Genomic DNA, 13,753 nt, shown 5'->3' with positions numbered 1-13,753 from the left:
GCAAAGGGGCGCTTCACCAGCATGGGCCGCGACGGCACCCGCCCGGGCAAATGAGGGGCGCGCGTAGGGGCGCTTCGGGAAGCGCCCGGCTGGGGTGCCCGATACCACCGAGCCCTTCCGGGCTGGCCGCCGCCCTCAGGGTGCCGGCCCCCAGATCCCGTCCACCAGGCCCTCGGCGGGTTGAAAGCGGATCTTGTAGGCCATCTTGGGCGTCTGCGCGTTCCAGAAGCCCAGATAGACATAGGGCAGCCCCATGCGTCGGGCTGCCTTCACCTGCCAGAGGATGGCCAGTGTGCCCAGGCTGCGGGCCGCCAGGTCCGGGTCAAAGTAGGTATACACCGCCGACAGCCCCATGGGCACCTGATCCGTGACTGCCACGCCCACCAGTTGCTCGCCCAGGCGAAATTCCACGAGCTGTGTCTGGCCCCAGTGACTGGCCACGAACCCCCAGTAGCTCTCCGGCGTGGGATCATCCATGCCGCCGCCCTGATGACGGGTATTCACATAGCGTTCATATAGTTGGAAATGCGCCGGATCGAACGCCGATGGGCGGATCCGCACGGTGATGTCCTGATTGCGCGAGGCCACCCGGCGCTGATTGCGATCCGGGCGGAACCGGTCCACCGGTAGCCGTAAGGGCACGCAGGCGTGACAGCCCCGGCATTGATGGCGATACACGTGATTGCCGCTGCGGCGAAAGCCCAGTTCGATCAGTCCGCCATACAGAGCCGGACTCATGGGCTGCTGAGGGTCGGCAAACACGCTCACCATTTCCCGATCGCCCAGGTACGGGCACACATCAGGGACCGTGGCGTAAAAGATCAGGGATTCCTTCCGGGGCACATGCACTTTCCGGTGGTTCCTTTTGGCGTCAAAAAAAGGGCCGCAAGGGTGTATGCGGCCCGCAGGCGTGAGGATGGAGAATCCGCAAGTCAATCAGGTGAATGGCCCGGAGACAGGAGACCCAGAGCATGCCTCGCGAACCATGATATAAGCGTAGAACAATGCCCTGTCGAAATCTCTGACATGGATCAGTTGAAAGCCGCGTGTGGCGCGGTTTTACGGCCTGTAAAAATCGTTTTATTCAATCATGTTATGATAGTTGGCTATCTGTGAAGCAACGGGACCGATTTTTATGAATTCCGACCGACTTAGAAAGCTTGAGAAAGAGATCGAACGCCGCATCATGATCCTGGATGGGGGTATGGGTACCACCATTCAAAACTACGGCCTGCAAGAGGCCGACTACCGCGGTGAGCGTTTCGCTGACTGGTCCTGCGACGTCAAGGGCAACAACGATCTGCTGGTTCTGACTCAGCCCAAGATCATTCGGGAGGTTCATGAAAAATTCCTCGAAGCCGGCGCTGACATCATCGAGGCCAACACCTTCAATGCCACCCGCATCGCCATGGCCGACTACGAGATGGAAGACCTGGTGCCGGAGATCAACCGCGAAGCGGTGCGCCTGGCACGCGAGGCGGCGGATGCCTGGACGGAAAAGACCCCGGACCGCCCCCGCTTCGTGGCCGGTATCCTCGGCCCCACCAACCGCACGGCCAGCATCTCCCCGGATGTGAACGACCCGGGCAAGCGCAACACCCACTTCGATGCGCTGGTGGACGCCTACAAGGAGGCCGCCAACAACATGATCGACGGCGGCGTGGACATCCTGCTGATCGAGACCGTCTTCGACACCCTGAACGCCAAGGCGGCGGTGTTTGCCGTGGAAACCGTCTTCGATGATCGTGGCGAGCGTTGGCCGGTGATGATCTCCGGTACCATTACCGATGCCTCCGGCCGCACCCTCACCGGTCAGACCACCGAGGCCTTCTGGAACTCCCTGCGTCACGCCCAGCCGTTCTCCGTGGGCCTGAACTGCGCCCTGGGGCCCAAGGACATGCGCCCCTATGTGGAAGAACTCTCCCGCATCGCCGATACCCGCGTCTCGGCTCACCCCAACGCCGGTCTGCCCAATGAATTCGGTGGCTACGACGAGACCCCCGAGCAGGTGGCCGAAGAGGTCGCCCGCTGGGCCAAGGAAGGTCATCTGAATATCGTCGGCGGCTGCTGCGGTACCCAGCCGGACCACATCCGCGCCATCCGCGAGGCGGTCAAGGAATACGAGCCGCGCCAGATCCCCGAGATCCCGCCGGCCTGCCGCCTGTCCGGCCTTGAGCCCTTCAATATCGACCCCGACACCCTGTTCGTCAATGTGGGCGAGCGCACCAACGTGACCGGCAGCGCCCGCTTCAAGCGCCTGATCAAGGATGGCGACTTCGAAACCGCCCTGGAAGTGGCCGCCGAGCAGGTGCAGAACGGCGCCCAGGTCATCGACGTGAACATGGATGAAGGCATGCTGGATGCCATGGAAGTGATGCCGCGCTTCCTGAACCTGGCTGCTGCCGAGCCGGACATCTCCCGGGTGCCGGTGATGATCGATTCCTCCAAGTGGGAAGTGATCGAGGCCGGCCTCAAGTGCATCCAGGGCAAGGGGATCGTGAACTCCATCTCCCTGAAGGAGGGCGAGGAGAACTTCATCTACCAGGCCAAGATGCTGCGTCGCTATGGTGCTGCTGTGGTCGTCATGGCCTTTGACGAAGAAGGCCAGGCCGACACTCAGGCACGCAAGGTAGAAATCTGTCAGCGGGCCTACAAGATCCTCACCGAGCAGGTGGGCTTCCCGGCCGAGGACATCATCTTCGACCCCAACATCTTTGCCATTGCTACCGGTATCGAGGAGCACAACAACTACGGCGTGGACTTCATCGAGGCCACCCGCGAGATCAAGAACACCCTGCCGCACGCCATGGTGTCCGGTGGCGTATCCAACGTCTCCTTCTCCTTCCGGGGCAACAACCCGGTGCGCGAGGCCATTCACGCCGTGTTCCTGTATCACGCCATCAAGGCGGGCATGGACATGGGCATCGTCAACGCCGGCCAGCTGGCGGTGTATGACGAGATCCCCGAAAAGCTGCGCGAGGCCGTGGAAGACGTGGTCCTCAACCGCCGCGATGACGCCACCGAGCGCCTGCTGGACCTGGCCGAGGAATTCCGCGGCAGCGGCGCCGAGGCCAAGAAGGAAGACCTGGCCTGGCGCGAACTGCCGGTGGCCGAGCGTCTCCGACACGCCCTGGTCAAGGGGATCGATGCCTACGTGGTGGAGGACGTGGAAGAGGCCCGTCAGACCTTCGAACGGCCCATCCAGGTGATCGAAGGACCGCTGATGGATGGCATGAATGTGGTCGGTGACCTGTTCGGTGCCGGCAAGATGTTCCTGCCCCAGGTGGTGAAGTCCGCCCGCGTCATGAAAAAGGGCGTGGCCCACCTGATCCCTTACATCGAGGCCGAGAAGACCGACGACTCGAAAAACAATGGCCGCATTCTCATGGCCACGGTGAAGGGCGACGTGCACGACATCGGTAAGAACATCGTCGGTGTGGTGCTCCAGTGCAACAACTTCGAGGTCATCGACATCGGCGTGATGGTGCCGGGCCAGAAGATCCTCGAGGCGGCTCAGGAACACAAGGTGGACGTCATCGGCCTGTCCGGCCTGATCACCCCCTCCCTGGAGGAGATGTCCAACTTTGCCGCCGAACTGCAGCGCGTGGGCCTGAAGACCCCGCTCATGGTGGGCGGCGCCACCACCTCCCGCGCCCACACCGCGGTGAAGATCTCGCCCCAGTACGAAGGCCCCACCGTCTGGGTGAAGGACGCCTCCCGCGCCGTGGGCGTGGCCCAGAGCCTGGTCAGCCCGGAACTGCGCGGCCCCTATGCCGAAAAGATCTCCAAGGAATACGCCGAGGTGCGCGAGCAGCACGGCGCCCGTCAAAAGAAACAGGACTGGCTCAAGCTGGATGAGGCCCGGGCCAACAAGGCCCCCATCGAATGGTCCGGCTACACCCCGCCGCGCCCGGCAGTGCTGGATGGCGACGCCGGCATGGACAAGGGCGGCCCGGCCCCGAAGATTCTGCGCACCGAAGGCCAGGACAGCGTGCTGCTGCGCTTCGAGGACTACCCGCTGGACAAGCTGGTGGACTACATCGACTGGACCCCGTTCTTCCGCGCCTGGGACCTGCACGCCGCCTATCCGCGCATCCTGGATGACGAAGTGGTCGGCGAAGAGGCCCGCAAGCTGTTCGCGGACGCCAAGCCGATGCTGCAGCAGATCATCGACGAAGGCTGGCTCAAGGCCAGTGGCGTGGTGGGCTTCTTCCGCGCCAACAGCGTGGACGAGGACGACATCCAGCTGTTCAAGGACGAGGCCGGCAACGAGGAGTTGATGCGCCTGCACAATGTGCGTCAGCAGACCCGCAAGCCGCGCCAGGCCCCCAATATGTGTCTGGCGGACTTCGTGGCCCCCAAGGACACGGGTCTGAATGACTACCTGGGTGCCTTTGCCGTGACCACCGGTGGCGACATCGACAAGCACGTGGAACGCTTCGAGAAAGGCAACGACGACTACTCCGCCATCATGCTCAAGGCCCTGGCCGACCGCCTGGCGGAGGCCTTTGCCGAGCACATGCACGCGCGGGTGCGCCGTGAGTTCTGGGGCTACGCTCCGGATGAGGGCCTGAGCAACGAAGAACTCATCAAGGAGAAGTACCAGGGCATCCGCCCGGCACCCGGCTACCCGGCCTGCCCGGAGCACACCGAGAAGGGCCTGCTGTGGGAGCTGATCGATCCGGTGGAAAATGCCGGCATGACCCTGACCGACAGCTTCGCCATGGACCCGGCCTCGTCCGTGTCCGGCTTCTACTTCTCGCATCCCGAATCCCGCTACTTCGGCGTGGGCAAGCTCAACCGGGATCAGGTGGAAGACTATGCCAAGCGCAAGGGCATGGACCTGGACGACGCCCAGCGCTGGCTGGCGCCGAACCTGGGGTACGATCCGGACTGATCCGGGGCGGGGGGCTGCATTGTGTGGCCCCTTGGGCTCCCGCGCCCTCACCCCCGGCCCCTCTCCCCGAGGGGAGAGGGGAGCATGGCGTAGGCTCTGGAGGTGAGTGTCCTCTCTCCCTATTGCTGGGGAGGGCAATGATGCAGGCCCTGGGGTGGGTGTGACCTGCGCCGGGTGTCGACCGCAGGGATGCGGTCGTCAAGCCTCCAGGGAAGGATTCACGGCGTCCCGGCGCGGGTCATACCCACCCCAGGGCCGTCCCGCAAGCCACCCGTCCTCCCTGCTTGCCCGAAGTCGTATCGCAAGCCCCCTGCCTGCCCGTCCAGCGAGCCCTCCGCCCCATACTGGGGGCGCCTCGACACCCCCCTGTCAACCGCATTTTCCGCTATCCTAATCGGCCACCCAAACCCCATCCTGTGCCGGAGCAACACCCCATGTCGGACGCACCCGAATCGGAACATGACGAACACCGCCTGACCCTGCGCAATACGCGTGTGGATGATTACAAGGACATTGAAGAGATCATGGAAGCGGTGTACCAGGGCCTGGACGGTGCCTGGACCCGGGAACAGTTCGAATCCCAGATCAACCGCTTCCCTGAAGGCCAGATCTGCATTGAGGACAACGGCAAGGTCGTGGCCGCTGCCATCAGCCTCATCGTCGACTACCGCCGCTGGGGCGACCGGCATCGCTACTGGGAAATCACCGGCAAGGGTTACCTCACCACCCACGACCCCGACGGCGACACCCTCTATGGTGTCGATGTCTTCGTGCATCCCGAATACCGCGGCCTGCGCTTGGGGCGACGCCTCTACGATGCCCGCAAGGAAGTGTGCGAAAAGCTCAACCTGCGCGCCATTGTCGCCGGTGGCCGCATCCCGGGTTACTACAACCACCGGGAAGAAATGAGCCCGCAACAATACGTGGAACTGGTCAAATCCAAGGAAATCATCGACCCGGTGCTCACCTTCCAGCTTTCCAACGACTTCCACGTGCGCCGGATCATCAACGACTACCTGCCCGACGACAAGGAATCCCAGGCCTACGCCACCCTGCTGGAATGGATCAACATCTACTACGATGAAAAGGAAAAACTCATCGGCGGCACCAAGCAGGTGGTGCGGGTCGGTGCCGTGCAGTGGCAGATGCGTCCCCTGAACTCCCTGGATGACCTGCTGCAGCAGATGGAATACTTCGTGGATGCCGTCTCCGGTTACCAGTCGGACATCATCCTGTTTCCCGAATTCTTCAACGGCCCCCTGATGGCCCAGTTCAATCAGGAAAACACGGCCGAGGCCGTGCGCCACCTGGCGGAATATACCGAGCCCCTGCGCCAGGAAATGGTCAAGCTTGCCCTGTCCTACAACATCAACATCGTTGCCGGGAGTATGCCCGAGTACGAAGACCAGGAACTGCGCAACGTCTCCTACCTGTGTCGACGTGACGGCAGCTGGGACAAACAGTACAAACTGCACATCACCCCGGACGAGCGCGCCTACTGGGGCCTGCGCGGCGGCAACGACGTGCGCATCTTCGACACCGACTTCGGCAAGATCGGCATCCTCATCTGCTACGACGTGGAATTCCCCGAACTGCCCCGCATCCTCGCCGAGCAGGGCCTGCAGGTGCTGTTCGTCCCCTTCTGGACGGATACCAAGAACGCCTACCTGCGCGTACGCCGCTGCGCCCAGGCTCGCGCCATCGAAAACGAATGCTACGTGGTCATCTCCGGCAGCGTCGGCAACCTGCCCAGGGTGGAAAACATGGACATGCAATACTCCCAGGCCGCCGTGTTCACCCCCTCCGACTTCGCCTTCCCCCACGACGCCGTGGCAGCTGAAGCCACCCCCAACACCGAGATGACCCTCATCGCCGACCTGGACCTTGACAACCTCAAGGAGCTGCGCACCCACGGCAGCGTCCGCAACCTGGTCGACCGCCGCCTGGACCTCTACAGCGTCCGCTGGAAACGCTGAGAATTTCAGGTCAACCCCCCCCCCCTGTAGGGCCCCAATGTGTCCGGGTCAGTCGGGGTGGGGTATTCCTTGGAGCGGGTGTCAGCCGCAGGAAGCGGCTGCCCAAGCCTACATGGACGTATTCACGGCGACCCGCGGAAAGGAATACCCCACCCCGACTGACCTGACCCCGAAACCAACCCAACCACGATGTGTCCAGCCTGTTGGTGCGGGGTATCCCTTGGAGCGGGTGTCAGCCGCGGGAAGCGGCTGCCCAAGCCTACAGGGACGTATTCACGGCGTCCCGCGGAAAGGGATACCCCGCACCAACAGGCCTGCCACCCAGCCCCAACTCACCGCCCCAGCCCAGGCACCGTCTCCTGCATCGGGTCCAACACCTCCTCAACTTCCTCCACCGGCCCCAACACCTCCAGCAACGCCAACTCAAAGATCAACGTCTCCCCCGGACCGATCACATCCCCCATCCGGCCGCCCCCGTAACCCAATTGATAAGGCACCACCAACCGCGCCTCGCTGCCCGCGGGGAGATTCACCAATGCCTCCTGCCAACCGGGGATCATATCCTCGACCGTCACCACGGACGGCACCTCCCGACGATAAGAACTATCAAAGACACGCCCATCCAGATGCATCCCACGGTAATGCACCACCACCCGGTCCTCCCGTTCCGGCACTGGCCCATCACCCAACTCCAGCACCTCCACCTGCAGGCCACTGGACAACGTCACCACCCCCGGCCGCGCCGCATTGGCCGACCGGTAGGCATCCCCCTCCTCAATATTCAACTCCGCCAACAACGCCTCCTCCGCCCGCTGCTCCGGCGTCAACCCACAACTGCGGGCACCCACAAAAATGATCACCAGCGAGATCAGACTGACCACCGCCAGAAACAACACATTACGCAACAGCGAAGCAAGCATCGTTGGTATCCCACTCCCTACCAGGGAATATCCGCCCCATTGATATCCATGAACCGCCCCGCATCCGCCGGCGTGATGTCATCCATCAGCCCCCGCAGCGCCGTTGCACTCTCCGTGACCGTCATCTCCGCACTGGGGCCCCCCATGTCCGTCAGCACCCAGCCCGGATGCATCGCCACCACCGTGATCCCCCGGGGCTGCAGATCCAGCGCCGCGCTGGCCACCACTGCGTTCAGGGCCGCCTTCGTGGACCGGTACACATACAAGCCGCCCGAACCATTGTCCGCGATGCTGCCCATCTTGCTGGTGATGTTCACCATCAGGCGCCGATCACTCTCCGCCACCCGGTCTACCAGCGCCTCCATCATCTTCAGCGGCGCCACCGTGTTCACCCGGAACGTGTCCATCCAGGCCTCCACATCCGTATCGCCAAAAGGCGTTGCCGGACCAAAGGCCCCCGCGTTATTGATGAGAATATCCAGCGGCGTATCCCCCAGCATGTCCACCATGGCCTGAATCTGTGCCGGGTGGGTTACATCCAGCGGATGCAGGCTCACCTGGCCCTGTTTGCTGGCCGCCAGCCGGCTCAGATCCCGCGCGCTCTCCGGATTGCGGCAACAGGCAAACACCCGAAAACCCGCGTCGGCGAACTGACGGGTCATTTCCAGACCGATGCCGCGGTTGGCCCCGGTGATGAGTACGGTTTCAGACATGTCAGGCAATCCTCCCAGATGGAATATGATGATGGCTTGATGATGAACCGCCCCGGGGCCGCTATCAAGGCGCCGACGAAAGGAAGCGCCCACCAGACTGACAGGTCGAGACCTCACCGGGGTTACGGCTACACTTGCCGCGGGGCATACTGAAGATCAGAACAACCACCGTGGAATATGGGGGAAGGGCCAATGACTTCACCGACCGATACCACCGGGCCGCAGGATGACGCACCACTGATTCTTGTGGTGGACGACTCCCGGGTGATGCGCCAGGCGCTCAACAAGATCCTGCGGCGGCGCTATCAGGTGGTGGATGCCCCCGACGGCATGGAGGCCTGGACCCTGCTGGAGCAGAATCCTGGGATCGCCTGCGTATTCACCGACCTCTCCATGCCCCAGCTGGACGGCTACGGCCTGTTGCAGCGCATTCGTGACAGTGACGACACCCGTCTCAAAGCCCTCCCCGTGGTGATCGTCACCGGCAACGAGGACGACGAAGGCACCCGGCGCAAGGCTGCCGAGCGCGGCGCCAATGACGTGGTGATGAAGCCGTTTCGCGCCGACAATGTATTGGAGACCACCGAGCAACTCCTGGCAGGGGACGCGGCGGCCCCCCTCACACCTCCGGCAGAACCCACCACCCAGCCTGTGCCGGAACCCCACCCCGACACGGCAGCGCTTGCGAACGCCCAGACCGAAATCAAGAACCTGCGCGAGCAACTGGAACACGCCCAGACCCAGGCCCGGGCCGCCGTCAAGGAACGGGAACGGCTACAGGGAGACATGCGCCAGCTGCGCACCGAACTCATGCTGCGCCAGCAGACCTCGGACGAACGGGAAGCCAAGGACCGCATCGCCGCCCTGGAGGCTGAACTGGCCCAGGGTCGCGAGGCCCTGGAAGAGGCCGAACGGACCCATGGACAGCTACGTACCCGGCTGCGTGAACAGCAGGAAGAGGCCAGTCGCGCCCAGGAGCGCGTGGAAGGGTTGCAAGGGGAGCTGCGGGAAGCCTCTGCCCAACTGCTGGAGCGCGATGCCCAGGTCCGGGAGGCCGCCACGGCCCGGGAACAGGCCCAGGAGGAACTCCACGCCCTGCGCCAGGAACTGGAGCAACTGCGCCAGGAGCCAGCCGAGGGGGATGCGGACGAAGTACGCCGACTCAAGGCTGAACTGGAATCTGCTCGGGAACGCACGGGTGCCGCTGAGCGCGCCCTGGCCAGCTCCAACGGCGAGGCCCCTGCGGAACCGCAAGGCAATCTTCAGGCCCGGGCGGAGGCCGCGGAACTGGCTCGTCTGCAGGTGGAGGACGAACTGGTACAGGCCATCTCGCGGGTGGAACGTCTGGAGCAGGAGCGCGAGACCTCACAGGGCGAAGTGCGTACCCTGCGCGGTGAGCTGAATCTGCTGGAGAAGAAGCAACAGGAGCTGCAGCGCCAGGAGGCGGAAAAGCGCAGACACCTGGAAGCCCAACTCTCCGAGGCCCTGGATACCCTGGAACGCTCCGTGCCCCGGGGGGATGAGAACGCAGCGCCTCAACAGCCCGCCAAGCCCGCGGCCGGCCCGGCGGATCAGGTGTCCCTGGATGGCGTCGACCGCCCGACCTCCCCGGAACGCCCATCCTCCCAGAGCGCCCGCGACACCTCGGTGCATCGCTGGGAGGAAAACCAGCAACGCCGACGATTCCAGCGCAATCTGGCCCTGGCGGGCGTGGGTGTCGTTGCCCTGGCGCTGCTGGCATTTTTTCTGGGCGGGGCGCTGCTGTAGGCCCCGGGGAGGGGAGGGTTGAGGAGCGTGTTTCCTGTCCATGCATCAGGATGCTCCCGAACGCTGAGGGTGTATGATGGGGTCACGTGTCCTGGGCGTCGTGATCTGGTCTATCATCCAGAGGAGTCTGCCCGCTCACGCCTGGCAGTGGAGAATCGGGGGATGGCATGTCACTGAGTATTGAAAAACTGGTGGAACAGGGGTCGGGACTGGTCTCTCTGCCCGCGGTGGCCAGCCGCTTGAATGCCATGGTGGACGATGATGAATCCACCGCAGCCGATATTGGCCAGGTGATCAGCCAGGATCCGGCGCTCACCATTCGCCTGCTGCAGGTGGCCAACAGCCCCTTCTACGGCCTCTCCCACCGCATCGATACCATCACCCGGGCCGTACAGGTGATCGGCACCCGCCAGATCCGCGACCTGGTACTGGCGACCACCGTGACCAAGGCCTTTGATGGCATCCCCAACGATCTGATGTCCATGGAGGACTTCTGGCGTCACAGTATCTATTGCGGCCTGGTGGCCCGGTTGCTCAGCGAAGATCTCAAGATGCGCGATGGCGAGACCATGTTCATTGCCGGTCTGCTGCACGACATCGGGCGCTTGCTGATCTTCAACCGCGAGCCCGATGAGGCCCACGAGGCCTTCCTGCTGGGGCTGCAGAACGCCGGTCGCATGCCCCCGCAGAAGGCGGAGCGGGACGTGCTGGGCTATGACCATGCCCAAGTGGGGGGTGAATTGGCGGCCCACTGGCATCTGCCCGAAAAGCTGCTGGCCTGCATCCGCTACCATCATGAACCCACCGCGGCCAAGGAGCATCAGACCGCCGTGGCCCTGGTGCACATTGCCAACACCGTTGCCCACATGGCCGAAGTGGACACCCGCGACCCCAGGGATGCCCCGCCCATCCAGCCCGAGGCCTGGGAGCGCTCTGGCCTTGATCCCTCCGTGCTGCCGTCCATCATCGATCGGGCCCAGCATCAGGTGGTGGAGGTAGAGGCCCTGATCCTCGATCATGGATGACATGTCCTCTTGTACCTGGCGACCCCGATGCCGATGCGGATGGTGGGGGCTGCTGGTATTGGTGGCCCTGGGACTGGCAGGTTGTGCCACCGGGCCCCAGTTCGATACCCGGGACACCCTGTCCGCTCTCACTCCGTCACAGGTGGCCTTGTCCGAGGAGGGGGCTGCCGGAGCGCGCGTGGTCTGGGGCGGTATGATCGTCAATACCCGCAACCTGGAGCAGGCCACCCAGGTGGAGATTCTGGCCTATCCCCTGGACCGCCAGCAGCGCCCCCGGACCGATCGTACGCAGCAAGGGCGTTTCATGGCCCGGGTGCCCGGTTACCTGGAAAGCGTGGACTACAGCCCCGGTCGTTTGCTTACGGTCACGGGTAGGCTGGAGAAGGTCGTCACCGGTCAGGTGGGTGACACCCCCTATCGTTACCCCGTGATGGCAGTGGACAATGATTACCTGTGGCCGCAGGAGGCCGACCCGGTGAACACGCGCCCGCGTTTCAATATCGGTATCGGTGTCATACTGAGCAACTGAGACCCTCGTGACCGAGTTCATGGAGCTTATGGAGAATGAGCATCAACTCTGGTTCACTCGCCGCAATGGAGAGGTGAGGGGACCCTATCCGGAACGGTTGATCCGCAGCTACCTATTGCTGGGGCGGCTGCGCATGGATGACGAGGTCAGCCTGGACCAGCAGCGTTGGTATGCCCTCCGCTCCCAGCCTCACCTGATCCCGGTGGAGTTCTACGATACTGACACCCCGGAAGGGCGAGAGCGTCTGCTGCAGGCCAAGCGCCGCGAGGACGAGCGCTCCCCCGAACGTCGGGCCCGACCCTATCCCGATGAGCTGTCCTCCCAGACGGATCAGCGGGCGGGCGATCGCCGTCGCCCCGAACCCCCCGAACTGGTCAGTCACCGCTACCAGCGGGTGCAGTTGCTGCAGTCGCCCAAGCCTTCGAGCAATCTCCCGCAGGGGCCGCGCCTCTGGATCGGGCTGGCGGTCGGGCTGCTGGGCCTGTTGTTGTTGCTGTGGCTGGGAATGGACCGTCAGGAGCCGGACGCTGCGGCAGACTGCCTGGCGCCGGCCCAGCCGGGGGTCAACTGGAGCTACTGCCGCATGGTGGGCATGGACCTGCGCGGGCAGGATCTCACCGGCGCAAACCTGAGCAACGCGGACCTGCTGGGCGCCAAGCTGTCGGAAGCACGCCTGGTTGGGGCCGATCTCGGTTATGCAGACCTCAGGCGCGCCCGGCTGGACCGGGCTGATCTGAGCGGCGCGCGCCTCACCGGTGCGATGCTCCAGGAAACCGTGCTCACCGACACCCGTCTCGCGGGTGCCGACCTGAGCCATGCCGACCTGCGTGGCGCCCGGCTGGACCATGCCGATCTGACGGGCGCCATTCTCAGTCGCACCCTCTGGACCGACGGACGCGTCTGCGCTTCTGGCTCGATAGGCACCTGCGAATCACCGTGAGGGATCGCCGATCATCTCCAGGCAGGGGACGTGCGTGTCAAGAATGGCCTGGCGGATCACCTCGATGGCCTTGGGGCGCGGGAAGCTGGTGCGCCAGGCCAGGGCCACCTGACGGGTGGGCACCGGCTCCTGGAAGCGACGAATGGAGAGCAGGTGCTGGGCATAACGATCTGCACCCGCGGCCGAGCAGGGCAGGATGGTGACCCCCATGCCCGTGACCACCATGTGGCGGATGGTCTCCAGGGAACTGCCCTCCACCGTGTGCTGGATGCTGTTGCCCGAGGACATGGTGGCGTGGCAGTCCGGACAGAAGTGCAATACCTGCTCCCGGAAACAATGGCCCGCGCCCAGCAGCAGCAGGGTTTCCCTGGCCAACTCGTTGATGTCCAGTTTCTGCCGTCGGCTCAAGGGGTGATCCGCCGGCAGCACGGCCACGAAAGGCTCTGAATACAGGGGCAGGGTGACCACGCCGGGTTGCTCGAAGGGCATGGCCACGATGATGGCGTCCAGCTCTCCCTGCTTGAGACTCTCCGCCAGCCGGGCGGTGTAGTTCTCCTCGATGATCAGCGGCAGTTTGGGGGCGCGCCGGTGTACCTCGGGCACCAGATGGGGCAGAAGATAGGGGCCGATGGTGTGAATGGCCCCCAGGCGCAGGGGGCCACAGAGTTGATCCCGCCCCTGTCGGGCGATGGTGGTCAGACTGTCTGCCTCCTCCAGCACTCGCTGGGCCTGACGAACCACCTGATCCCCCACCGGGGTGATACTCACCTCCGTCTTGCTGCGCTCGAACAGCACCACCCCGAGTTCCTCCTCCAGTTTCTTCACGGCCACACTCAGCGTGGGCTGACTGACGTGGCAGGCCTCGGCCGCCCGGCCAAAATGCCGTTCGCGGGCCACCGCGACGATGTAGCGAAATTCGGTCAGGGTCATGTCGGCAAATTGTCCAGCGGTGACGGTGATCCCGAGTGTACTGAACGAGACTGGGT

10 protein-coding genes are annotated in these 13,753 nt (G+C 64.0%); 6 read left to right on the top strand and 4 right to left on the bottom strand.

The window, feature by feature from the left end:
• Positions 1–135: 135 nt before the first annotated feature.
• The gene (locus tag BMY52_RS04655; RefSeq protein ID WP_090251623.1) at positions 136–843 is read right to left on the bottom strand and encodes an arginyltransferase; all 708 of its coding nucleotides are present in this window, start codon (positions 841–843) and stop codon (positions 136–138) included.
• A gap of 292 nt (positions 844–1,135) precedes the next feature.
• On the opposite strand from BMY52_RS04655, the gene metH reads away from it, so the two are divergent.
• Positions 1,136–4,897, top strand: a complete 3,762-nt coding sequence (gene metH, locus BMY52_RS04650; RefSeq protein WP_090251519.1) for a methionine synthase — start codon at positions 1,136–1,138, stop codon at positions 4,895–4,897.
• Between the two features lie 434 nt (positions 4,898–5,331).
• On the top strand, positions 5,332–6,873 hold the full coding sequence (locus BMY52_RS04640; RefSeq protein WP_090251514.1) for a bifunctional GNAT family N-acetyltransferase/carbon-nitrogen hydrolase family protein: 1,542 nt from the start codon (positions 5,332–5,334) through the stop codon (positions 6,871–6,873).
• A 332-nt stretch (positions 6,874–7,205) separates the two neighbouring features.
• Here the strand turns inward: BMY52_RS04640 and BMY52_RS04635 are convergent, their stop codons facing one another.
• Positions 7,206–7,793, bottom strand: a complete 588-nt coding sequence (locus BMY52_RS04635) for an FKBP-type peptidyl-prolyl cis-trans isomerase (protein WP_245740588.1) — start codon at positions 7,791–7,793, stop codon at positions 7,206–7,208.
• 17 nt (positions 7,794–7,810) lie between these two features.
• Positions 7,811–8,506, bottom strand: coding sequence for an SDR family oxidoreductase (locus BMY52_RS04630; protein WP_090251512.1), 696 nt, complete (start codon positions 8,504–8,506; stop codon positions 7,811–7,813).
• Between the two features lie 192 nt (positions 8,507–8,698).
• On the opposite strand from BMY52_RS04630, the gene BMY52_RS04625 reads away from it, so the two are divergent.
• The 4 genes from BMY52_RS04625 to BMY52_RS04610 all read left to right on the top strand — a co-directional run bounded on the left by BMY52_RS04625 (position 8,699) and on the right by BMY52_RS04610 (position 12,767).
• The gene (locus BMY52_RS04625; RefSeq protein ID WP_177169846.1) at positions 8,699–10,273 is read left to right on the top strand and encodes a response regulator; all 1,575 of its coding nucleotides are present in this window, start codon (positions 8,699–8,701) and stop codon (positions 10,271–10,273) included.
• Positions 10,274–10,440: 167 nt separating this feature from the next.
• On the top strand, positions 10,441–11,298 hold the full coding sequence (locus BMY52_RS04620) for an HDOD domain-containing protein (RefSeq protein WP_090251505.1): 858 nt from the start codon (positions 10,441–10,443) through the stop codon (positions 11,296–11,298).
• A gap of 1 nt (position 11,299) precedes the next feature.
• Positions 11,300–11,827 (top strand): Slp family lipoprotein, encoded by a 528-nt coding sequence (locus BMY52_RS04615; protein WP_090251618.1) that lies wholly within the window; start codon positions 11,300–11,302, stop codon positions 11,825–11,827.
• Positions 11,828–11,846: 19 nt separating this feature from the next.
• The gene (locus BMY52_RS04610; RefSeq protein WP_090251616.1) at positions 11,847–12,767 is read left to right on the top strand and encodes a pentapeptide repeat-containing protein; all 921 of its coding nucleotides are present in this window, start codon (positions 11,847–11,849) and stop codon (positions 12,765–12,767) included.
• Here the strand turns inward: BMY52_RS04610 and BMY52_RS04605 are convergent.
• On the bottom strand, positions 12,759–13,697 hold the full coding sequence (locus BMY52_RS04605; protein WP_090251502.1) for a hydrogen peroxide-inducible genes activator: 939 nt from the start codon (positions 13,695–13,697) through the stop codon (positions 12,759–12,761). The genes BMY52_RS04610 and BMY52_RS04605 overlap by 9 nt on opposite strands.
• Between the last annotated feature and the right edge of the window lie 56 nt (positions 13,698–13,753).

The organism is Ectothiorhodospira marina (genome assembly GCF_900109495.1).
GTDB classification, from domain to species: domain Bacteria; phylum Pseudomonadota; class Gammaproteobacteria; order Ectothiorhodospirales; family Ectothiorhodospiraceae; genus Ectothiorhodospira; species Ectothiorhodospira marina.
Note: the sequence above shows the minus strand (reverse complement) of the source record. Positions and strands in the feature narration are given on the sequence as shown.